General features: G+C 37.1%; 20 protein-coding genes. 11 read left to right on the top strand and 9 right to left on the bottom strand.

Annotation, left to right across the window (positions count from 1 at the left end):
• Positions 1–56: 56 nt before the first annotated feature.
• Positions 57–1,853 carry a T9SS type B sorting domain-containing protein gene (locus tag ABVM52_RS12490; protein WP_405380973.1) on the bottom strand — a complete coding sequence of 599 codons (1,797 nt, stop codon included), beginning with the start codon at positions 1,851–1,853 and terminating at the stop codon, positions 57–59.
• A gap of 366 nt (positions 1,854–2,219) precedes the next feature.
• Here ABVM52_RS12490 and cysS point away from each other — a divergent pair, with 366 nt between their 5' ends.
• The gene (cysS, locus tag ABVM52_RS12485) at positions 2,220–3,698 is read left to right on the top strand and encodes a cysteine--tRNA ligase (protein WP_405380971.1); all 1,479 of its coding nucleotides are present in this window, start codon (positions 2,220–2,222) and stop codon (positions 3,696–3,698) included.
• On the opposite strand, the gene ABVM52_RS12480 is transcribed toward cysS, so the two are convergent.
• Positions 3,695–4,618, bottom strand: a complete 924-nt coding sequence (locus ABVM52_RS12480) for an AraC family transcriptional regulator N-terminal domain-containing protein (protein WP_405380970.1) — start codon at positions 4,616–4,618, stop codon at positions 3,695–3,697. The genes cysS and ABVM52_RS12480 overlap by 4 nt on opposite strands.
• A 195-nt stretch (positions 4,619–4,813) precedes the next feature.
• Here ABVM52_RS12480 and ABVM52_RS12475 point away from each other — a divergent pair, with 195 nt between their 5' ends.
• From ABVM52_RS12475 to ABVM52_RS12445, 7 genes are all read left to right on the top strand, one after another.
• Positions 4,814–6,337 (top strand): aldehyde dehydrogenase family protein, encoded by a 1,524-nt coding sequence (locus ABVM52_RS12475; RefSeq protein ID WP_405380968.1) that lies wholly within the window; start codon positions 4,814–4,816, stop codon positions 6,335–6,337.
• 13 nt (positions 6,338–6,350) lie between these two features.
• Positions 6,351–6,725: a DUF779 domain-containing protein gene (locus ABVM52_RS12470; RefSeq protein ID WP_405380967.1), complete on the top strand. Its 375-nt coding sequence runs from the start codon at positions 6,351–6,353 to the stop codon at positions 6,723–6,725.
• A gap of 111 nt (positions 6,726–6,836) precedes the next feature.
• Positions 6,837–7,064: a membrane protein insertion efficiency factor YidD gene (gene yidD / locus ABVM52_RS12465; RefSeq protein ID WP_405385127.1), complete on the top strand. Its 228-nt coding sequence runs from the start codon at positions 6,837–6,839 to the stop codon at positions 7,062–7,064.
• A gap of 280 nt (positions 7,065–7,344) precedes the next feature.
• Complete coding sequence (gene lgt, locus ABVM52_RS12460) at positions 7,345–8,307, top strand: prolipoprotein diacylglyceryl transferase (RefSeq protein WP_405380965.1); 963 nt, start codon at positions 7,345–7,347, stop codon at positions 8,305–8,307.
• On the top strand, positions 8,307–8,801 hold the full coding sequence (locus ABVM52_RS12455; protein WP_405380963.1) for a DUF192 domain-containing protein: 495 nt from the start codon (positions 8,307–8,309) through the stop codon (positions 8,799–8,801). Before lgt ends, ABVM52_RS12455 begins: the two co-directional genes overlap by 1 nt.
• A gap of 33 nt (positions 8,802–8,834) precedes the next feature.
• Positions 8,835–9,356: a GNAT family N-acetyltransferase gene (locus ABVM52_RS12450; protein ID WP_405380961.1), complete on the top strand. Its 522-nt coding sequence runs from the start codon at positions 8,835–8,837 to the stop codon at positions 9,354–9,356.
• Complete coding sequence (locus ABVM52_RS12445; protein WP_405380958.1) at positions 9,357–10,583, top strand: ATP-binding cassette domain-containing protein; 1,227 nt, start codon at positions 9,357–9,359, stop codon at positions 10,581–10,583.
• Between the two features lie 72 nt (positions 10,584–10,655).
• Here the strand turns inward: ABVM52_RS12445 and secDF are convergent, their stop codons facing one another.
• The 3 genes from secDF to ABVM52_RS12430 form a co-directional block, all read right to left on the bottom strand.
• Positions 10,656–13,631 carry a protein translocase subunit SecDF gene (secDF, locus tag ABVM52_RS12440; protein WP_405380956.1) on the bottom strand — a complete coding sequence of 992 codons (2,976 nt, stop codon included), beginning with the start codon at positions 13,629–13,631 and terminating at the stop codon, positions 10,656–10,658.
• A gap of 99 nt (positions 13,632–13,730) precedes the next feature.
• Positions 13,731–14,351 (bottom strand): hypothetical protein, encoded by a 621-nt coding sequence (locus ABVM52_RS12435; protein WP_405380954.1) that lies wholly within the window; start codon positions 14,349–14,351, stop codon positions 13,731–13,733.
• A gap of 129 nt (positions 14,352–14,480) precedes the next feature.
• On the bottom strand, positions 14,481–15,407 hold the full coding sequence (locus ABVM52_RS12430; RefSeq protein WP_405380952.1) for a malate dehydrogenase: 927 nt from the start codon (positions 15,405–15,407) through the stop codon (positions 14,481–14,483).
• A 292-nt stretch (positions 15,408–15,699) separates the two neighbouring features.
• Here ABVM52_RS12430 and ABVM52_RS12425 point away from each other — a divergent pair, with 292 nt between their 5' ends.
• Positions 15,700–16,080, top strand: coding sequence for a hypothetical protein (locus tag ABVM52_RS12425; RefSeq protein ID WP_405380950.1), 381 nt, complete (start codon positions 15,700–15,702; stop codon positions 16,078–16,080).
• A gap of 390 nt (positions 16,081–16,470) precedes the next feature.
• Here ABVM52_RS12425 and ABVM52_RS12420 read toward each other — a convergent pair whose 3' ends face one another.
• Together ABVM52_RS12420 and gyrB are read right to left on the bottom strand one after the other, a co-directional pair.
• Positions 16,471–17,487 (bottom strand): DUF6588 family protein, encoded by a 1,017-nt coding sequence (locus ABVM52_RS12420; RefSeq protein ID WP_405380948.1) that lies wholly within the window; start codon positions 17,485–17,487, stop codon positions 16,471–16,473.
• Between the two features lie 71 nt (positions 17,488–17,558).
• Positions 17,559–19,499, bottom strand: a complete 1,941-nt coding sequence (gyrB, locus tag ABVM52_RS12415; RefSeq protein ID WP_405380946.1) for a DNA topoisomerase (ATP-hydrolyzing) subunit B — start codon at positions 19,497–19,499, stop codon at positions 17,559–17,561.
• 421 nt (positions 19,500–19,920) lie between these two features.
• Between gyrB and ABVM52_RS12410 the strand changes: the two genes are divergently transcribed.
• Entirely contained in the window at positions 19,921–20,106 is a 186-nt protein-coding gene (locus tag ABVM52_RS12410; RefSeq protein WP_405380944.1) for a CsbD family protein, read from the top strand.
• Between the two features lie 68 nt (positions 20,107–20,174).
• On the opposite strand, the gene asnB is transcribed toward ABVM52_RS12410, so the two are convergent.
• Positions 20,175–21,848, bottom strand: a complete 1,674-nt coding sequence (asnB, locus tag ABVM52_RS12405; protein WP_116770616.1) for an asparagine synthase B — start codon at positions 21,846–21,848, stop codon at positions 20,175–20,177.
• Between the two features lie 240 nt (positions 21,849–22,088).
• On the opposite strand from asnB, the gene ABVM52_RS12400 reads away from it, so the two are divergent.
• Positions 22,089–22,628 (top strand): DUF2911 domain-containing protein, encoded by a 540-nt coding sequence (locus ABVM52_RS12400; protein WP_405380942.1) that lies wholly within the window; start codon positions 22,089–22,091, stop codon positions 22,626–22,628.
• Between the two features lie 52 nt (positions 22,629–22,680).
• On the opposite strand, the gene ABVM52_RS12395 is transcribed toward ABVM52_RS12400, so the two are convergent.
• Positions 22,681–24,309, bottom strand: a complete 1,629-nt coding sequence (locus tag ABVM52_RS12395) for an amidohydrolase (RefSeq protein ID WP_405380940.1) — start codon at positions 24,307–24,309, stop codon at positions 22,681–22,683.
• Positions 24,310–24,318: the final 9 nt, after the last annotated feature.

Raw genomic sequence — 24,318 nt, 5'->3', positions numbered from 1 at the left:
TCGAATAATATGGCTTTTAATCGATAAAATACACCTTTAATAGTACGGTTTAAAGATTAGCGCTTTAGTGTAAAATGATTATTTACATAGGTAGCATTGGTAGTTTGACCTGAGGAGTCCGTATAAGATAATTTAAACCAATAATCAGATTCAGGCAGGAGGACACCATTGAACGAACCATCCCAACCCTTTGAATTTTTATTTAATTGGTGAAGCAGTTTTCCATAACGATCATAGATACTAATAATAGGGTTGTCCAAAATACTAAGTCCGGCAACATGCCAGGTATCATTTACGCCATCGGCATTTGGTGTAAAGAATTTTGGAAAACCAAGTACTACAATTTTTTTAGAATCATTTCCACAACCGTTCAAATCTATTGCCGTAATGGTATGCTCTCCAGGAAGTAGGTCTTTAAAAGCAGCGCTATCCTGTGGTTCTTCTTCATCTAATTGATAGGCAAGATTACCTTCTTCTTCCACAAATACGCGGACCGTATTTGCTAAATCATCCTCATATTCAATACTAATATCTGTAATAACTGCCGGCTTGGAGAATATTACCTCAACAGATTTTATAGTTACACATTGAAGAGCATTTTCAGCATTGGTTACAGATAAGGTATAAATACCACCTTGATCTACGGTAAGCATAGGAGTAGTTTCACCGGTACTCCATTCATATTTATACGCTGAATTTGGTGTTTCTTCCCCAATGGTAGCTACAGGGGCTTCTCCACATTCATATATTTTTGTAGGGAAATTTAATTTTGGTAGTTCTACACTGTTAATTTCAAATGATTCTGAAGCATCAAAACAATTTCCGTTTTCCAAAGAAGTAGTTCTAACAAAAATAGTTTCTGATAAATTTGAAGGAATATAGTTTTTTGACAACGGCTCTATCCCCTCAATAGCATCTTCAACTGAAGAATGATAGGTTACACGAAATTCAAACGGACTTTGGTCTCCCAACGCCTCTTCATCCTTTTCAGATAAATCAATTGCCGTACCATCAAAACACGCATTAACATCTTGCACCTCATAAGTAACCGGTGACGGGGCATAGGCCACTTGGGTCTCACTGATTATGTTATTACCCATTGGACGTAATACCAATACCCTATACATTGCAGATACCGCAACAGAAAGCTGTGGGCCAATTTCATTTTGTATACGTTGATAACCAGTTCCCAAATCAATATACCACTCATACCCTATTGCATTTTCCGTAGTAGCATCTAAAACCACATTATCATCATCACAGGCAATAATTGGAGGTCCCAATAAATTATCTATAATATCGCAATCTAACGCACTATTGGGAAATTCCACAAAAATGGTTCCCGAGAATTGAATTGAAAATCCGGAATTGTTATTGCTGAAATTATTAATGAGCAAGTAATAATCTTGGCCTGGCTCTACTTGTAACCAATCTTCATATTGAATATTATCTGCACCAGACGGGTCTACACCCACCCCAATAAAATCACTTTCATCAGAATTATCAAAATAATTACACCTAACCGGCTCACCTAAATTACCACAGTCCGTGGTATTGTACAGGGAAAAATCCCAATCTTCACCAGAATCATGCCCAATGTTAAATCCTAACTGACCAGATTCCCCCGTTCTAAAACGGTACCAGGCAGAATTGGTCTCAATTGTGCCAGATGCCTGTGTAAAACACCCTGATGAAGAAGCTCCATTAAAATCATCTACACCATAGCCATTGGTTCCGGCATTGATCGGAGTATTATTACAAATAGGGATTGCATTGTTACAATCTGGGGCAACTTGTGCAAAACAAGTTAACATGAACAATAGACTAAAGAATAATAGTAGTAAACCACGCATGGTCATAAGGCTAAATAGATTTGGATTTTAAAAATAAACCCTTGATCGGTATGTTGCCAATTTATGTTGTGTAATCCCCCTATTTAGTTATAAAGTGACACATATTGTATATCTTTACAGCTTAATTTGTTTAGTTTCAAAAAGTGCTCATGGCTATGCTGGATAAACAAATTATAACATTTAAAAAACTGGTTTTTAAACTTTTGTACGCACAAAATTGCATTATAAAAGGAAATTATATTTCACTTGAAATCAGCAAATTATAAAGACGACGAATAGGCGTTCATGCGCTCTTCGATATAGGTAAAGTGGACTACATTAAAATTGAAAAAATTCTAAACACTCATTTTAAACGCACATAACTTCATGCAATTGTACGAAAGCCAAGAAATCAAAGTATACAATTCCCTAAGTGGGAAAAAGGAAGTTTTTACCCCTATCAACAAAGGGCATATTGGCATGTATGTTTGTGGCCCTACCGTTTATAGCAACGTACATTTAGGAAACTGTAGAACTTTTATGTCCTTTGACATGATTTTCAGATATTTTAAACACTTGGGTTATAAAGTTCGTTACGTACGTAATATTACGGACGCTGGGCATTTGGTAGATGACGCAGAAGACGGTGAAGATAAAATTGCAAAAAAGGCACGTTTAGAAAAATTGGAACCTATGGAAGTTGTACAACGGTACACGGTAGATTTTCATAATATATTGGAGAAATTCAATTTCCTGCCCCCAAGTATTGAACCGACGGCTACGGGCCATATAATAGAGCAGATTGAAATTATTAAGGATATCCTAACCAAAGGATTTGCCTACGAGACCAATGGATCTGTTTATTTTGATGTCGCCAAATTCAATAGTGAACATGAATACGGAAAACTAAGCGGTAGAAAATTAGAGGATATGATCGCCAATACGCGTGACCTTACCGCCCAAGATGATAAACGCAACCCTCAAGATTTTGCCCTTTGGAAAAAAGCAGAACCGCAACATATTATGAGGTGGCCATCACCTTGGGGAGATGGTTTTCCAGGATGGCACTTAGAATGCACGGCCATGAGTACAAAATATTTGGGTGAAACTTTTGACATACATGGTGGAGGAATGGATTTAAAATTTCCACATCATGAGTGTGAAATAGCCCAAGCAGAGGCAAGTAACGGACAATCTCCTGTAAATTATTGGCTTCATACCAACATGCTTACCTTAAACGGTAGAAAAATGGCCAAATCCACTGGAAACAGTATACTACCCGGTGAAATTTTTTCTGGTGAGAATACCATTTTAAGTAAGCCATTTTCCCCTTCTATGGTACGCTTTTTTATGATGCAGGCCCATTACACCAGTATTTTGGATATTAGTAATGATGCACTTTTGGCCTCTGAAAAAGGGTTCAACAAACTAATGGAAGCCATCAACTCATTAAAATCTCTTCCTGTAGCAAGTAGCAGTAATTTTAACGTATCTGAATGGAAATCTTCTTGCTATGCTGCCATGAACGACGATTTCAACACGCCAATTCTCATTGCTAAATTGTTCGATGCCGTTAAACACATTAATTTAATCAAAGAGGGAAAAGAAAGTATATCGTTAGCGGATAAACAGGAGTTGGAGCAAACTTTATACGCCTTTACGTTTGATGTTCTAGGTTTGGAAAATAAAAGTAGTTCAGACGCAGATTCAGAAAAATTGGGTGGTGTAGTTGAGTTGCTTATTCAATTACGTAAAGAAGCCCGGGAAAATAGAGATTTTGCTACTTCCGATAAAATACGTGATCAATTGGCCGCATTGGGCATTAAACTAAAAGACGGTAAAGACGGTACAACTTACAGCCTTTAGTCTAAATATCTGGATTTTTGAATTTTAGACTGGTATTCGCCAGGAGCTAAATGCTGTCTTGTTTTAAAAACCCTGTTGAAGTAGGACCTACTTTCAAATCCGCAATCTAGGTATACATCTTTTATACTTCTATTGGGATCTTGCAATAACCCTACTGCCAGTTTTATTCGTTCATTATTTATGAACTCTACCGGTGATATACCCAACTCTTGCTTAAACATTCTATAAAAGTGCGACGGACTCATATAAGCCATTTTACTAAGAAAATCTACGCTTAACGATTTGTGAAGGTTATTTCTTATATATCGTATAACCTCGGTCAACCTACTCTCTTTCTTTATGGCCAATGTGGCATTACTATATATTTTACGTTCGTTGGTCTGTAGAATACGTATAATCAGTTCACGTAACATATTATCAACGAATATATCCTTTGATGGATGGTCTTCTGAAAAAAGAAACAATAAGCGCTGTATAATTTGATAGATTCCCCTATCATTCACAAAATGAAAATTATAATCCATAAGCCCCCATGCCTCTTTGGTACTTTTAGGCATATTCTCATTCATAAACTGTAATACCTTGTTAATCTTTTCCTCAGATATTGCCATTGCCAAACATCTGGTTGGGTTCTTTGCCATGGCTTCAGGAAAATCAATACACATACTTTCATTGGCGGGCAATACCAAAGATTCACCGGGTAAAAAGTCAAATGCCTCATAATCGCGCAAATGCATAATCTTTTTACCTTGGATCATACTGGCCAAAACAGGTTGTTCAAATTGCAGTAGAACACTTGCTGCTTGCTCATGAGTTTCAAAAACATGCATGGCGGCATTGTTCATCGTGTAGGATGTTTGGTTCTCGACCATAGTCTCCAAACGTCTTCCTTTTAAAAAACTGTCAGATAACTGAATCACAATTATATTGATTTAATTTTAAGGAATTTACAAAATTATATACTTAAAAAAATCATAAAATCAATTATTGATAGAATAGTTCACATTATTCGTAGAATGCGTCAGACTAATTGATATTATGAGAAGTACATTTAGAGTATTGTATTGATGCATACTCAATACACGTACTTCCAGTATTAACTTAAATCATATATTATGAGCACAACAGCCACAGTAGAAAAAGATGTACTTCAAAAACCCAAATTCAAAAATCAATATGAAAACTATATTGGCGGCAAATGGGTAGCACCGAGTAAGGGAGAGTATTTTGACAATATTTCTCCTGTAGATGGCAAATCATTTACAAAAATACCAAGATCAACATCCGAAGATATTGAAAAGGCAATAGATGCTGCATGGAAAGCAGCTCCTTCATGGAACTCCTCTTCAGCTACCGAGAGAAGTAATATGCTTTTAAAGATTGCAGACAAAATAGAGCAGAATCTCGAAGTTTTGGCAAGAGCAGAAACTTGGGACAACGGTAAGGCAATTCGTGAAACCCGCGCAGCAGATTTACCATTGGCCGTAGATCATTTTAGATATTTTGCAGGTGTTATAAGAGCCGAAGAAGGTTCTGTAAGTGAATTGGATTCTAATACCGTGGCTTTAAATGTTACTGAACCTTTAGGGGTCGTCGGTCAAATTATTCCTTGGAATTTTCCTTTATTAATGGCTACTTGGAAATTAGCACCGGCTTTAGCTGCTGGAAACTGTGTAGTGTTAAAACCAGCAGAACAAACTCCCGTAGGAATCTTAATTCTAATGGAAATCATAGAAGGAATTTTACCTGACGGAGTTCTTAATATAGTAAACGGATTCGGTGCTGAGGCAGGCAAACCATTGGCATCTAGCCCAAGAATTGACAAAATAGCTTTTACCGGTGAAACGACTACCGGACAATTAATCATGCAGTACGCATCTAAAAACATAACTCCGGTTACCTTAGAATTGGGCGGTAAATCTCCGAATATATTCTTTGAGAGTATTATGGACGCCGATGATGAATTCTTTGATAAATGTTTGGAAGGTGCCAATATGTTCGCTTTAAACCAAGGTGAAGTTTGTACATGTCCGTCACGTATGCTGGTGCAAGAAAGTATTTATGACAAATTTATTGAACGTGTCATAGAGCGCACCAAAGCAATTAAAATGGGACACCCCCTTGATCCTAATACCATGATGGGTGCGCAAGCCTCTAACGATCAGTTCGAAAAAATTCTCAGCTATATTCAAATAGGAAAAGAAGAAGGTTGTGAAGTGCTTACCGGAGGTTCTCAAGCGTACAACGAAGGTTTAGAAGGCGGTTACTACATAGAACCAACCATCTTAAAAGGAAATAACAAGATGCGCGTTTTCCAAGAAGAAATTTTTGGTCCCGTTCTTTGCGTTACCACCTTCAAGGATGAAGCGGAAGCCATAGAGATTGCAAACGATACTTTATACGGATTAGGCGCCGGAGTTTGGACACGCGACACACACCAAGCATATCAAATCTCAAGAGCCATAAAGGCAGGTAGAGTTTGGGTGAACTGTTATCACCTTTACCCTGCACATGCGCCATTTGGAGGGTACAAAAAATCAGGTATTGGTAGAGAAAATCATAAAATGATGTTGTCGCACTATCGTCAAACCAAAAACATGCTTATCTCTTACGATAAGAAAAAAATGGGATTCTTTTAAAAAACCTAATACAATGAAGACAAAAAGAGTTCTGGTAACCGATAAAGCAGCAGAGGTAATTGCCCAATTAAAAGAAAAACATGGAGAACTTATGTTTCACCAAAGTGGTGGGTGCTGTGATGGTTCTTCCCCCATGTGTTTTGAAAAGGGTGATTTAATGCTTGATGATAACGATGTGTGCTTGGGCTCAATTGAAGGTTGTGACTTTCATATGTCTAAAGATCAGTTTGAATATTGGAAACATACGCAGCTAACAGTTGATGTTACACCAGGTATTGGCTCTAGCTTTTCATTGGAAATTCCTTTAGGTCTTCGGTTTTTGATTCGATCTAGATTATATACCAAAGAAGAAGCATCTCATTTAGAACCCATAAGAATAGGTGTCTAAACAAAAACCATTTTAATGTCATAAGTCCGGATGCAACCCATCCGGATTTATTATTTAATTACTTTCTACAGTTTTGTAGTAAATTTGCAGTATCAATTTATCGATTTGAAAATCACATTAAAAAAAATTCTTATTGCTCCTTTTGTTTTGTTGGTTCGGTTTTACCAAGTAGCCATATCACCTTATACTCCTGCTACTTGTAGATACTCCCCCACTTGCTCGCAATACACCTTAGAAGCATTAAAAAAACATGGACTTTTTAAAGGGGGATGGCTTGCCACAAAAAGAATTTTCAGTTGTAACCCTTGGGGCGGTAAAGGCTACGACCCAGTTCCTTAAAAAGTTTAAGTTCAAAATACAAGCCCAAGATGAAAAATTAGCAGGTTTAAATTAAAGATTTAATTGGTTATGAAATTTTGATATTGTCAGTTAACATATTTTCCCTCTTTTTAAATTATCTATTTTCTCTCCTCTCTATTCTCTATTTTCTCTCCTCATTATTCTAAATTCTATTTTCTTAATTCTTAACGCTCTTTTAACCTACGTCAAAACCGATTTCCCCATTCTTAAGCCTAGGTAGATTTCTATTTTATTATCTTAGCCTTTCAAAATTTAACACATGCATTTCTTAGGAATTACCTGGAATCCGAATGAGACACTTTTTAACATCGGTTTCATTCAAATAAAGTACTATAATCTACTTTGGATAACCGCCTTTGCTTTAGGTTGGTTTTTAATGAAAAAGATTTTCCTTAATGAGAAAAAATCTGTAGAACAGCTAGATTCCCTTTTTATCTATACGGTCCTTGGGACAATGTTGGGCGCACGTTTAGGTCATGTATTTTTTTATGATTGGGCTTATTACTCCAACCACCTGCTTGAAATTCTTCTACCTATAAGGGAAAGTGATACAGGTAGTTTATTATTTGGATTAATTGACGGATATGAATTTACAGGATTTACCGGCTTAGCCAGTCATGGGGCCACCTTGGGTATTATAATTGGCACCTACCTTTATACTAAAAAGCATAAAGAATTCAGTATGTTATGGATTTTTGATAGAATGGTCATACCTGTTGCTATAGGATGCTTTTGTGTTAGATTGGGTAACTTTTTTAATTCTGAGATCAACGGTAAAGTGGTGAATGAAAACTTTATTTTCGCCACTAAATTTATAAGGGACTCTGACGATTTACACCCTTCAAAAGCATTGGGTGTCACTCAAGAAAAATCTGTAAATGCCGCCTATGCAGCAATTGAGAACAACCCTCAATTTTCACAATATCTTGCAGAAATTCCCTATCGTCATCCGGCGCAATTGTATGAGGCCGTTTGCTATTTGCTCATCTTTATCCTGCTCTATTTTTTATACTGGAAAACGGACAAAAAGAATAAAGCTGGTTATTTATTTGGGCTATTCTTTGTTTTATTATGGACGGTGCGCTTCTTTGTAGAATTCGTTAAAAAGAGCCAAGGCGGGTTTGAAGAATCCCTTGGAGTACTTTCCACGGGTCAGTGGCTAAGTATTCCTTTTATTTTAATAGGTCTTTTCTTTATGTTTAAAAAACCTAAAAACGCGTAATGATCAAGAAAACATATTATAGCATAGCTGTTCTTTTAGCGCTGTCATTACTCGTTTTTTCTTGCAAAGAAGAATCCAAAAAAACAATAGCTACCCAGAATATAAACTTTACCCATGAAGGGGATTTAACCGTTTTTCTAAATACGAGCGATACGGTTAAAACCAAGTTCAACATAGAATTTGCCGAAACCGATTATGAAACCCAAACCGGACTTATGTACCGTAAAGGGATGGAAAAAAAACAAGGTATGTTGTTCATTTTCCCTGATGAGAGAATGCATTCTTTTTACATGAAGAATACAGAATTTCCCTTGGATATCATTTATATAAAAGAGAATCTAAAGATTGCCAGTTTTCAAGAAAACGCCCAACCTCTAAATGAAACAGGGCTGTCCTCTCAAGTTCCAATAAAGTACGTCCTAGAAATTAACGGCGGGCTAGCACAAGAATTAGGACTTTCTATTGGTGACAGTATTAGTTTCAGTAGAAAATAAATCATATTAGTCCAACTACTTCAAGACTGTAAAATGCCAGCATACGTTTTATTCAATGAAGAATCTGAACGTTTACTTTTTAAAAAAGTAACGGAATCAGATTTTGAAGCATGGCTACCGTTTCACCAAGAACCTTTAAGCAGACAGTTTTGGTCCGGTTTACCAGATGACCCAAAAACGGCATGCAGAGAACAGTTTCAAAGAATTTTTGAACGTTATAATAAAAATTTGGGCGGCATGAACGCTCTTTATTTAAAAGGCACTAATACACTTGTTGGTCTTTGTGGCATATTAATACAAGTTGTAGACGGCAAGCAAGAATTTGAAATAGGCTACTCTATTTTACCTACCTATTGGCGGCAAGGATTTGCTTTTGAGGCTGCCGAAAAATGTAAAAAAGTAGCATTTGACAAACAATGGGCAAGCAGTCTTATTTCCATCATACAGGTAGATAATATCCCATCTATTAAAACTGCTGTAAAGAACGGCATGTCATTAGATTATACGACCACCTACCACAATAATCAAGTTCATATTTACAGAATACATGCATAAATGAATCATTGGGCAATATATCTGGACAACGACGCCAACAAGAAAGGCTTCATTAAAGATTTTCAACATGGAAAAATACCCACAGCCCTTAAGGAGTATGCTTTAAAAACCGGAAAGCTATTTTCTCAATTCACCCTAGAAAAACTAATGGACAAGGAAGACAAGCATGACAAAAAGATAATAAGCAATGAAGGTCAGGAATTAAGAACCATGTCCAGTGGAGAACAAAAACGAGCTTTATTATTTTATCTGTTAAAGGAAAAACCGGACTATATCATATTGGACAACCCATTTGACAATCTTGATATTGGTTTTCAAGAAGACCTTAAAACCATACTTGAAGAACATTCCAAATCTATTTCTTTTATACAGTTGGCAAGTAGAAAATCTGATACACTTTCATTTATCACCAATTACGCACGTATTGAAAAAGACCAGTTTTCAGTAATGGATACCTCTCCAAACAACGAGAACCAAATACCCCATAGCTTTACCTCTATTAGCATACCCAAATCAGGTATTGAATTCCCTAATTTGCCAGACACATTGGTTGATTTTAAAAACGTAAGTATTTCATACGGAGACAAGAAAATTCTGAACAATATTAATTGGTCAATAAAAAAAGGTGATTTCTGGCAACTGTCCGGCACCAACGGCAGTGGTAAATCTACTATACTTTCCATGATATTTGGTGATAATCCTAAGGCATACGGTCAAGAAATACATCTCTTTGGTAGTAAAAAAGGAAGTGGCGAAAGTGTATGGGACATCAAGAAAAAGATAGGCTATTATTCCCCAGCAATGACCGATAAGTTCAGCGGCAGGCATTCTATAGAAAATATGCTTATCTCGGGCTTAAATGATTCTGTAGGCTTATATACGCGCCCAACAGAATTTCAAAAGAGAATTATTAAACAATGGTTGGCCATATTGGATGTAACCTCTATAAAAAATACCTTTTTCAACAAACTTTCTACGGGTAAACAACGGCTGATCATGACGGCACGTGCCATGGTAAAACAACCCCCTTTATTAATTTTAGATGAGCCAACGGCAGGAATGGACGATGAATCCGCAGCATTATTGGTCGCTTTGGTCAACAAATTTGCAGCAGAAACCAATACTGCCATCATTTTTGTATCACATAGGAAGGAAAAAGGCTTAAAACCCAAACAAACTTTTAACCTTATACCTTCTGAACAAGGCTCAACAGGAATCATTCAATAAGTACAGATTTTACAAAAACAAAAAGCCGTTCATTTCTGAACGGCTTTTTTATTTGAGTTAGATAAATTTTAATTACTTCTTACCCGATGTAATTTTCTTGCTCAATGCATCAAACATTACTGGTGTTGCAATAAACACAGAAGAATAGGTACCCACTACTACACCTACGATCATAGCGAACATAAATCCTCTTAACGATTCACCACCAAAAATGAAGATGGCCAATAATACCACCAAGGTAGTTAAAGAAGTATTCAATGTTCTACTTAATGTAGTATTAATAGCAAAGTTAATGTTGGTACCACCTTTCCAGCCTCTTTCTGCCAAGGTTTCACGAATACGGTCAAACACGACCACGGTATCGTTCAAAGAGTAACCAATTACAGTCAGTATGGCCGCAATGAATGCTTGGTCTATTTCCATATTAAATGGCATTAATTTACCGAAGATGGAGAAAACACCAAGTACGATCAATACATCATGGAAAACGGCAACAACCGCTCCCAATGAAAATTGCCATCTTCTAAATCGTAATAGGATATAAAGAAACACGACCGCAAGAGAACCTAATATGGCTAAAAATGCGTTGTTCTTAATATCATCTGCAATGGTAGGTCCTACTTTTACAGATTGTAAAATTCCTATGGCATCTTCATCAACACCACCCAATACAAAGGCATCCTTATCAAAGCCATCCGGTAGATATTTCTGAAGCGATGTATATAATTTATCCTGTATTTCCGTATCAACCTCAATACCTTCTACATCTACTTTATAAGGAGTTGTAATCTTTACTTGGTTAGATTCGCCGTAAGTCTTTACATTGGTTCCGCTTCCAAAAACGGTATTCAATTCTGATGCAATTTCAGAAGGATTAACCGGTTGTTCAAAACGCACCGTATACGAACGCCCACCTACAAAGTCTACACCTTGTTGCAATCCTGGTCCAAAGAATAACGAAAATAACCCTACTGCAACAAGAATACCTGAGATTACGTAAGCAATTTTTCTTTTGATCAAGAAATCAATGTTAATGTTCTTGAATAAATTCTTGGTTAAACTAGTTGAGAAATCAAGACTTCTTCCTTTACCTTCCAAATACCAATCTACCAATAAACGCGTAATGAAAATAGCCGTGAATAAAGATGTAATGATACCTATCAATAAAGTAGTTGCAAAACCTTTAATTGGTCCAGAACCAAAAATAAATAAGATGATTGCCGTAAGACCTGTGGTAATGTTGGCATCCAAAATAGAGGAAAGTGCATTTCCAAATCCGTCAGCAACTGCTTGACTCTTACCTTTACCTTTTGCAAGTTCTTCCTTAATACGTTCAAAAATAAGAACGTTGGCATCCACAGACATACCAATGGTCAATACAATACCGGCAATACCAGGTAAGGTAAGTACCGCATTTAAACTTGTTAATACTCCAAATATTAATAGGATGTTTAACAATAGAGCAATATCCGCAAATGCACCTGCTTTACCATAGTAAGCGATCATCCACAATAAAACAATGGCCATAGCAATCAAGAATGACATAAAACCACTGTCTATTGCCTCTTGTCCTAATGACGGACCAACTATTTCTGATTGGATGATTTCTGCACGAGCAGGAAGCTTACCTGCCCTAAGTACATTAGCAATATCCTTGGTTTCATTTATGGTGAAGTTTCCGGATATTTCTGTTCTACCACCTGTAATACCCCCTACAACTGAACAACCAGGAGCTGTATATACTTTATTGTCTAACACTACGGCAATACCTGTTTGGTTGATATTGGCATCACTAGTCAATTTTTGCCATTGTTTTGAACCTGCACTGTTCATGGTCATGGTAACTACAGGGTCATTGAACTGATCAAACTCTGCCCTAGCATCACTAACAACATCTCCACTCATTCTAGGAGTTCCTTCCCTGTTACTCTTTAAAGCATAAAGATCAATGACCTCGGCATCTTTTGTTGCCGGTCTTTGCCATAAGAATTTAGTGAATTGTATATCTGCAGGTAAAAGCCTTCTAATTTCCGGCATTCTTAAATATGATCCAATAGTAGCCGTATCCTTTACCGCAGCACGGAACATTGCATTACTTCCTGGGTTGGCAGGTATCAATAATTCATATAATGGATTAACTTGCGTCGCCAAATCTAACGAATCGGCAGCAACATCAGACAAAAGGGAATCAAGCTCCGTCTCTTCCTTAATAGGCTCTGGACGCTCAACTTCAACGATTTCCTTAAGCTTTTCATTGGCTTGGATCAAAAACGTACTAAAGCTAGGATTGCTTTGTTTGTAGGTTTCCCAAAACTCTAATTGAGCAGTGCTTGACAAAAGCTCTTGTGCACGGGCAATATCCCTAGCTCCTGGTAGTTCTACCAATATACGGCCAGAATTACCTTCTCTTTGAATATTTGGCTGTGTAACACCAAAACCATCTATACGCTCTCTTAATACCTCAAAGGCAGAAACGATAGATTCATCTATTTTAGTCCTGATGATCGGTTTAACCTCATCATCTGACATTTGCGTATTTATTTCATTTGCATCTACCAAACTCTTCGTGGCAAAAATATCTGGTGAAGCCAATTTGGTATCTCCCTTAATATTGTCGAATGCTTCGAAAAACAAATCTAAGTATGTGTCATCACTATTCTTGGCCGCTATATCTGCATCTGACAAAGCCTTATTAAAGACAGGGTTTTTTGTATTGTTGGCCAAACCTTTTAAAATATCCTTTACGGAAATCTGTAAGGTTACGTTAATACCACCCTTAAGGTCAAGACCTTTATTTAGTTCCTTCTGTTTAGCTTCATTATAGGTAGTATATCCTAAAACCGAATTATCGCCAATAGAATCCAAATAACGCATAGCCACTTGTTCTCTTTCGGTAATATAGTTTTCCTCAGATTCAGGAACTTGATTAGCAGCAAACACCGTAGATTCTTTTTCTACCTTGCTGGTAACGAATGTATAGGATAGCTGGTAAATACTAACTAACCCGAATAATAAAGCAAAAAGCTTTATAAGTCCTTTATTTTGCATTTTAATAATTTATTTATGTGTGTTGATTAAGATTTTGATTTTTAGGGGCCAATACTTTTTAAAAAAAATAGAAACACCCCTTATTTATTATGTAATGGTCTAACTTATACCATTACAGTAAGGTCCTGCCCTTACTTCTGGAATAATTTGTGAAGTTTGATCTATTGCAATAGCAATATCCTGATTGATTTTAAAAGCTGTATGTTCAACAATTGCCAGTTCTAAGACAATCTTACTATCGAAATTTAATTTAACAGGATCAATAGTGTCTTTTTTCTCCTGTTTTTGAATTGAAACCAAGGCACCGTTCAAGAAAACAACAGAATCTCCTGGCTGTTGAAGGTCATAAACTACAAGATTATACAATTCAGGGATTTTCTCTTCAGGAACGTCTAATGGTAATTTATCCTGAATTTTTGAATGTTCTTGTGTATTTTCCTGTGTAAGAAAAGCTTTTACACTATTAGCATCAACATGACTATAATAACGAATACTTAATTGCGCACCATCATTTTCTACAATTTCAATAGTTTCTACCCCTAGGGTATGCAACTTTTTGGTAATTGCTGCCAAAACCTCCTCATGAGCACTCCCCGAAGCTAATTCTACATCTGTAAATTGTAATGAAATTTGCTGATTAGAAGCTTTGGTCGGCCCTTGACTTAGCCCTAGAACGGCTAGAATAATAATTAAAGTACTAACGCACCATTTTGCATTCATGCGGCAAATATAAAAAGAAAGATGATACTTGGCAGTTTATTTCTTACAATAAATAACTGATGCCTATCAACTTATAAAAGAACCCCCCATATATTATATGGAGGGTTTCTATAAAATGAATAAAATATTCTATAATTCTAAAAGACCGTTAGTTTTTGTAACACCAGCGGCGCTTTCCTGCATTTTAGCTTTTTCTGCATCGCTTAACGGAATATCAACAATTTTCTCAATACCGTTCTTACCTAAAATTACCGGTACACCTATACAGATATCGTTAAGACCATACTCACCCTCTAGCAAGGAAGAACAAGGGAACATTTTTTTCTGATCACAAGCTATGGCCTGTACCATAGAGGATACAGCAGCACCTGGAGCATACCATGCACTTGTTCCTAACAATCCTGTTAAAGTAGCACCACCAACCTTAGTGTCGGCAGCAACTTGTTCCAATCTCTCATCAGATAAAAATTCAGAAACGCGAATACTGTTTCTAGTGGCATGAGAAGTTAAAGGCACCATACCTTTATCACTATGGCCGCCAATGACCATACCATCAATATCAGAAATTGGAGCCTCCATAGCCTCTGCCAATCTGTATTTAAATCGTGCGCTATCCAAAGCACCGCCCATACCAATAATTCTATTCTTTGGCAGGTCTGTAGTTTTATGCACCAAGTACGTCATTGTATCCATTGGGTTGCTGACTACTATAATGATAACATTAGGTGAGTGTTTGATCAGATTACTGGAAACCGTTTTCACGATACCCGCATTAATACCGATCAACTCTTCTCTAGTCATACCTGGTTTTCTTGGAATACCGGAAGTAATTACCGCAATATGACTATCAGCAGTTTTTGCATAATCATTTGTACTGCCTATGATTTTAGTGTCAAAGTCCATTAATGATGCCGTTTGCATCAAATCCATTGCTTTTCCTTCTGCATATCCTTCCTTAATGTCCAAAATAACCACTTCAGAAGCAAAATCCTTGATGGCAATGTATTCTGCACAACTAGCACCTACTGCGCCCGCACCAACTACTGTAACTTTCATGTATATCTATTTTTATGAATTAGTATTTATTAAATGGAACCGATCCATCTTAACATATTGATTTTATCAGCTCAAAAATAGGTATTTATTGACGAATTATAGTTGGGAACACCGTATTAAATTCCGAAAAGGAGGTTGTAAAAACATCGATAAAATGCACATGTTGTTAAAAAAAAAGACACTTCAACGAAGAAATCGGAAAATTGATGCAGTACATCGAATTTTAGTAATAAGGTAAAAAGCATAGCGTTAATAATTGTGGATCCCAAATCCAACAAAACTTAACCTACTTATGACTAAAAAGTTCCTCTCATTGGTGGCTATCTGTGCCGTCATATTTTTGGCCAACTGTTCTAGAATAGAACAGAACAATGATCCCATTATTGGAATATGGTCTCAATCTAAAATTACACCATCAGAAAATTCATCTAAACAAACCATCCGTAAAGAATGGATTTTCAATGATGTATACTTAGGTAGATACCATGAAATAAATGGTTCTAACATTACCTTAAAAACAGATTTTAACTGGTCCAGACAAGGAGACACCTATACTGTTGAGTATAGAGGCCTTGAAGGAAAACCTACCCATATCCTTACCATAATACAAGCCGATGATGGCACGACTTACCTTGAAAGTACCGAGGGAAGTACGCTGGCCGTAAGGGAATAAACGATTTTAACAGGGCCATGGGAAAAAGTCTGTCTGGAGCAATCTAGGCAGGCTTTTTTATTATAGGTGATCCATTTTATGTATTGTTTGCCGTATTGACTTTTGGTTGTTGGTTGTTGGTTGTTGGTTGTTGGTTGTTGGTTAAAGAAAATAAATTTAAAAAACAAAAGATAAACTCAAATTCAGACTCAAACTTAAACTCTTATAAATCCTATTTCATACTTTCAAAAACAAGATGATTTAACTACATTATTCTGTACTAAACACTTTTACGCTCTACTATGTACTTAATACTTTGTACTTAGTACTAACTTTTCACGTCTAACACAAAAAATAAGTTCAACAAAGCATTCACATGTTATTTAAGACCTTTTTATATTATAAGCTTTACTATCTAAACCCGAAATTTATACCGATTGTAGCCGTATTGAATTCACCTAAATTATATTCCCCATGAAGTCTAAAAAAGCCTAGTTTAAGCTTGGTACCCACAGTACCGGTAACGCCACTAACTTTTTTGGTTATGGAAAAGGGGTCGGTAAACTCCTCAGATTCCAAAGGACCTTCCGTAACCCTGTAGGTACCCAGTACATCTGTTACCGATTTACCTGAAACGTAACCCAAGCCACCGTAAAAATTAATAATAGGCAGTTTGGTAGATACCACGGCACTAAAATTCCAGCTATTGATGCTAGATTCTATTCGTTGGTTTTCACCTTCTGCAATATTTACATTCTCCAAATCATAGTCACCAGAGATGTTGGTATATCCAATAACTGCAGAGATGGCTACCGGCAATACTTTATCCGCGGGTAATAATTTGGTGAAATCATGCTGTAGACCAAAGCCTATTAACCCTACCGATGCATCTTCATATTCCATTTTAGGCAAAAAACGCGCCTTAATTTCTGTACCTTTTATTAATCCCACACTGGCTTGTACATAGCCAGAAGGTATAAAATCTACACCCTCACCAGACAGTCCGGTTGGTAAGGTAAATTCTTTTCTTGTGGTAAAACCAGCAACTTCACCTTCTACAAAGACCCTTGTACCGGTAATATCTCCCAGGGCTGTGGAAACAGCTCTTGCCGTTCCTGGATTATCCACAAAGTCCAAATTTTGATAATCATTAGGATCTAGGATAAAGGTTTTCTTATCGGTCTTGTTTTTAAAGCCCGTAATGTTACCTATGATTGAAATTTCAAATCCGCCAAGGGGTTTGGCATCTGCAGTATTGTACCAACCTGTGGCCAAACTATACACTACACTTTCTGATAAGGGCTCCATATAATCCGTTGTAAACTGCTCTGCATCTTCCACACCTGCCGCGAACACATCGTTAAAATCTCTTTGTGCCATAAGGCTCAAAGACATTCCCAAGAATAAAATAGAAAGTAACTTTTTCATAATTATAATTTTAGTTAAAAATAAAAAACCTGCGCTGTAGACGCAGGTTTTTGTTGTGTAATCGGTATTTTCTATGTGTCAATGTTTGCATACACTGCATTTTTCTCAATAAATTCTCTCCTTGGCGGCACTTCATCGCCCATGAGCATTGAAAAAACACGGTCCGTTTCCGTAGCATTATCAATTTGTATCTGACGTAAGGTCCTAAATTCCGGATTCATTGTGGTATCCCATAGTTGCTCGGCATTCATTTCACCAAGACCCTTATAACGTTGTATACTTACGCCACCACTGTAGCTATCCGCAATTTCATCACGTTCCTTATCACTCCAAGCATATCTCTTTTTCTGACCTTTTTTGACCAAATATAAAGGTGGGGTTGCAATATATACGTGACCACTTTCAATTAGCTCTCTCATATACCTAAAGAAGAACGTCAATATCAAAGTTTCAATATGACTACCATCTACATCGGCATCACACATAATGACTACTTTATGATATCTTAATTTATCCAGGTTCAAGGCTTTACTATCATCTTCCGTTCCAATAGTTACACCCAAGGCGGTATACATGTTTTTGATTTCCTCATTTTCAAAAACTTTGTGCTGCATGGCCTTTTCCACATTCAGAATTTTACCCCTTAAAGGTAGAATGGCCTGAAAATTACGGTCGCGCCCCATTTTGGCCGTACCACCTGCCGAATCTCCCTCAACAAGGAAAATCTCACATTTTTCTGGATCCTGCTCAGAACAATCCGATAATTTTCCAGGTAGACCACCACCACTCATCACATTCTTACGCTGAACCATCTCACGCGCTTTAGAAGCTGCATGTCTAGCCTGAGCCGCAAGAATTACTTTTTGTACAATGGTTTTGGCATCATCTGGATGTTCTTCCAAATAATTGGTCAACATCTCTGACACTGCTTGACTTACCGCAGAAGAAACTTCACGGTTACCTAATTTGGTTTTGGTCTGTCCTTCAAATTGAGGCTCGGAAACTTTAACAGATACAATAGCCGTTAAACCTTCACGGAAATCATCTCCTTGAATTTCAAACTTCAGCTTATCTAACATACCAGAAGCATCGGCATATTTTTTCAAGGTAGAAGTAAGACCTCTTCTAAATCCAGATAAATGCGTACCCCCTTCATGGGTATTAATATTATTTACATAGGAGTGCAGATTTTCTGTATAACTCGTATTATAGATCATAGCAACTTCCACAGGAATATCGTTCTTTTCCCCTTCCATGGCAATGACCCCTTGTATAAGCGATTCTCTATTGCCGTCTAGAAATTTGACAAACTCCTTAAGTCCTTCATTGGAAAAGAACGTTTCGCTAACATATTCACCCTTTTCATCTTTCTGGCGCTTATCCGTAATACTTATGGTTACCCCTTTGTTCAAGAAAGAAAGCTCACGCATTCTGTTGGACAAGGTTTCATAACTATATTCAATAGTTTGTGTGAAAATGGTATTATCTGGGTGAAAAGTAACCTCTGTACCCCTGTCCTCTGTCTCACCAATTCTTTTAACCGGATATAAGGCTTTACCACGCTCATATTCTTGTTGCCAAATAACACCGTCCCTAAAAACCGTAGCGGTCAAATGATCGGAAAGTGCATTTACACAAGAAACACCAACCCCGTGAAGACCACCCGAAACTTTATAAGAATCTTTATCGAACTTACCACCGGCACCAATTTTGGTCATAACAACCTCTAATGCAGATACCCCTTCTTTTTTATGTAAGTCAACAGGTATACCCCTACCGTTATCTCTAGTGGTAATGGAATTATCTTCATTGATGATCACGCTAATGCTGTCACAATGACCGCCCATAGCCTCATCAATAGAGTTATCAACTACTTCATATACCAAATGGTGCAAACCACGGACCCCAACATCACCTATATACATGGATGGACGCATACGTACGTGCTCCATACCCTCCAAGGCCTGAATACTATCTGCCGAATAATTTTTCTTATTTGCTTCTTCGCTCATAAAATTAAGGTTGTTTTACTTCAAATTTTGCAATCCTACAAATATACGCAATACCCCATAGAATATAATGTTTCTGGTTATTGGGCATCAGTAAGTTATCAACAATAATTGTGGAAAATTTACAATCATAATTTAATCATCGAAAATAATCATTGAATCATTCCTAAACTTTACGTAGTCTGGGTCCGGATGAAGCAAAAAAGAATAAATGCCACTTCCCCCTCAAAAAGAATTTACGGATTGGCTATCTGTTATTAAGCTGTTAAACAGAACGTTTTCCCTTGATAATAATTTAACATTTTCACCTAAGAAAGAGCTGTATTGAATACAATTTAAACACTATTGACCATCAAGGTCTTTTTTTAAGATTTATTTTACATATGGCCTGTACCTTAGTAGTATAATCTTAAAACAAGTTATCATGAATGAAGAACAATTTAAAGGAAAATGGAACATTGCAAAAGGTAAGCTAAAACAAAAATACGGCAACCTTACAGATGATGATCTTACCTATGCCGAAGGAAAATCAGATGAACTACTTGGTAGAATACAAGAAAAAACAGGTGAATCTAAAGAAGAATTGAAGAATTTTATAGATGCCCTATAATGAGGTAGGATTGATAAAAAAAGCCCGTCCAATTGTTTTGGACGGGCTTTTTTTTATTTGATGTTGACTTATTGGGTTACGTAAGCATCATCATGTACGTTGGCTACAGCCCTACCAGATGGATCGTTCATGTTTTTGAACGCCTCATCCCACTCCAAAGCTATTTGGGTACTACAAGCTACAGAAGCTTCTTGTGGCACACATAATGCAGCAGCGTCTGATGGGAAGTGCTCTTCAAATATAGAACGATAGTAAAATTCCTCTTTAGACGTAGGTGTCTGTAATGGGAACCTAAACTTAGCGTTTGCCAATTGCTCATCGGACACCTCTGTATTTACAACCTCTTTCAAAGTATCGATCCAGCTATAGCCTACTCCGTCAGAAAATTGTTCTTTCTGTCTCCATGCCACACTTTCTGGTAACATATCTTCAAAGGCTTTACGAACCACCCATTTCTCCATACGCTCACCGTTGATCATTTTATCTTGTGGGTTAATACGCATGGCAACATCCATAAATTCTTTATCCAAGAACGGCACACGGCCTTCTATACCCCAAGATGCCAATGATTTGTTGGCACGTAGGCAATCGTACATATGAAGCTTGCTCAATTTACGTACCGTCTCTTCATGGAATTCTTGTGCGTTAGGCGCTTTATGAAAGTATAGATAACCTCCAAATAATTCATCTGCACCTTCACCCGACAATACCATCTTTATCCCCATAGATTTAATAACACGTGCCATTAAATACATAGGCGTAGAAGCTCTAATTGTGGTAATATCATATGTCTCTAGGTTATACACTACATCTTTAATAGCATCTAAACCTTCTTGAATGGTAAATTTAATTTCATGGTGTACGGTACCAATGTGATCAGCCACTTTTTGTGCGGCAGCCAAATCTGGCGAGCCTTCTAAACCAACGGAGAATGAATGTAATTGTGGATACCAGGCATCTGCAGTATCTCCACTCTCTATACGCTTCTGAGCATACTTTTTAGCAATTGCCGAAGTAACCGAAGAATCCAATCCACCAGACAATAACACACCATAAGGAACATCTGACATTAACTGTCTGTGAACGGCAGCTTCCAGTGCTTCTTTAATTTCTTGAATACTGGTCTCGTTTTCCTTTACGGCATCATACTCCATCCAATCTCTGGAATACCATTTTTTTAGTTCCCCGTCAGAACTATGTAAATAATGCCCTGGAGGAAACAACTCGATTTTGGTACATGTACCTTCTAAAGCCTTCAATTCTGAAGCTACATAGAATGTACCATTTTTATCCCAACCCATGTATAAAGGAATAATCCCCATATGATCACGAGCAACAAAATATTCATCTTTTTCAGCATCATAAATAGTAAAACCAAAAATACCGTTCATTTCATCAATAAAGTCGACCCCTTTTTCTTGGTAAAGCGCTAATATAACCTCACAATCAGACTCGGTCTTAAAATCGTATTTTCCTTCAAACTGCTTTCTAAGTTCTCTGTGGTTGTATATTTCACCATTGGCAGCTAGTATTAATTTACCATTAGGACTCAATAATGGTTGTTTTCCAGAAGCTGGATCTACAATTGCCAAACGCTCATGCGCCAAAATGGCCTTATCATCTGCATAGATACCACTCCAATCCGGACCTCTATGTCTAATCTTTTTTGACATTTCTAAAAGTTGAGGCCTAAGTACATCGGTACTTTCCTTAACATCAAATGCACATACAATTCCACACATAATCTAATTATTATAACATTTCGAAAACAAATATCTATTTATAGTTTCAATTAACAAACATATAATTCAATTATACTTACATATTGTAATAATAAAATTAATTTTTTATTTAATATGATAGTATATTGAAGAAATTACCATTATTATTATGGCGAAATGTAACTTTTTAAAATTTAACCTCTTTTTACCAAGTCAACTTGCGAAATCTACTTAATTTTAGGGCACTTAAATTATACTATTTTGAAAAAACTAATTTTACTTACAACATGTATGTTCGCGCTATTACTGACAACGGTATCCACAGCGCAAGATTTCTCCGGAATTGATAAAAGTCCGATGGATATGGCCGCTTTTCCCAGTGATTACAAAATAGCTGATAAAGCCGTTCGTATTATATACAGTAGACCACAACTTAAAGGCCGTTCTATGGCAGAACTTGCCCCAGCGGAAAAAGTTTGGAGGACCGGAGCCAATGAAGCTCCTGAAATTACATTCTATAAGGATGTAAAATTTGGCGGAAAAGATATCAAAGCCGGTACTTATGCCTTATTTACCATTCCTGGAGAAAAAGAATGGACCGTAATTCTGAACAAAAACTTAAACCAATGGGGTTCTTATTTTTATGACGAAAGTGCAGATGTTGCCCGTGTCAAAATTCCTAATGGATCCGATGCTGCTTCTCTTGAAGAGTTTTCAATTGCTTTTAAAGAAGTTGAAGGTGGAGCCCATATGGTTATGGGATGGGACAAAACTAGAGTTGCCGTTCCTATAGAAATTTAATCTTGAATACATAAAATTGAACAAGCTCGGTTAAAAATTAACCGGGCTTTTTTTATCGTACTACACCGTTTACAAAAGTTTGCTCTGCACGAATATGCGGAATATTCTCTAATGGGGCAGTCATTATATCTTCGCTATAAATTACAAAATCGGCAAATTTCCCCGGTTCAATACTACCTTTTTCATGCTCTTCAAAATTTGAATATGCCGCCCAAATCGTCATACCTTTTAATGCTTCTTCCCTGGTCAACGCTTCATCTATTTGAAAACCGTCTTTTGGATACCCTTTAGTATCCCTTCTACCTACCGCTGCATAAAAAGTTAAAAAAGGACTTACATCCTCCACTGGAAAATCCGTACCCAAAGCCACCATTCCTGCTTTTTCCAATAATGTCTTATAGGCATATGCCCCTTTTACCCGATCGCCCAATCTGTCATCTACCCAATACATATCACTTGTGGCGTGTGTAGGTTGCACAGAAGGGATAATACCTTCCTTAAAAAGGTCAAAATCTGTTGTCTCCAACACCTGGGCGTGTTCAATTTTCCAGCGCCTGTCTTCACTTCCTTCCAACACTTTCTTATAAGCCCGCAAAACAGTAATATTTGCAGAATCACCAATGGCGTGTGTGTTCATTTGATATTCTGATATGGCCAATTTATTGGCCAAACGATTTAATTCCTCCACAGAGGTTACCATAGCCCCATAATGTGTAGGTAAATCGCTGTATGGCTTTTTCAATGCTGCTCCTCTAGAGCCCAATGCCCCATCACCATAAACTTTTACGGATCGTACATTTAACCGATCCGTTTTTACCGGCCCCTTATTAATAAAATAATCAACATCTTCCTTATTGTTACTAACCATGGCATATACCCTAATGGATAATTCTCCTGCTTGTTGCAAACTATCGATAAGTTCTATTGTTTCCCTATCTATCCCGGCATCGTTTACGGTGGTTAGTCCGTGATTTAAACAAATACGCTCCGCATCTTTCAATGCCTGAATTTTTTCTTCCTTAGTCGGTAAAGGCATTATACTATCAATTAACCCCATTGGGTTATCAATTAATACCCCGGTAATCCCGGAAAACCCATTCTTCCATTTTTTTTGGATTTCCCCGCCTTCTACTTTGGTACTCCAATCTATCCCCGCCATATCCAGCGCTTTTTGGTTGACCAGGTAGGCATGCCCGTCTACCCGTTCCAATGCCACAGGAATATCTGGAAAAAGGGTATCCAATTCCATTTTGGTCGGGAACTCTTTAACCTCCCAATCATTCTGGTCCCACCCTCTACCTCTTATAAACGATTTTGGATTTGCGGCATGAAAATCCTGAACTTTTTGTAGCACTTCCTCAAAACTAGTTGTGCCAACAAGGTTTACGATCTGTTGGTTAAGTCCAAGACCATAAAAATGGCAATGGGCATCAATGAGCCCCGGTGTAATAGTTCTACCGTCCGCATCTATAAGTTGATCAGAAGTATATACGTCCCTAATTTCTTCGTTTGTGCCTATGGCCAAAAATTTACCATCATGAACAGCAAAGGCCTGGGCTTTACCAAAATTATCATCTACCAAGTACACATTGGCGTTTACAATAATTAAATCAACCTTCTCCTTAAAATATTCGCATCCAGATAAAGCAATGAAAAGAATAGGCAATAAGAGCTTTTTCAAAATTGGAAA

The organism is Maribacter sp. LLG6340-A2, from assembly GCF_045057105.1.
Lineage (GTDB): Bacteria > Bacteroidota > Bacteroidia > Flavobacteriales > Flavobacteriaceae > Maribacter.
The sequence above is the reverse complement of the archived record's forward strand: the minus strand, read 5'-3'. Positions and strand labels throughout refer to the sequence as shown.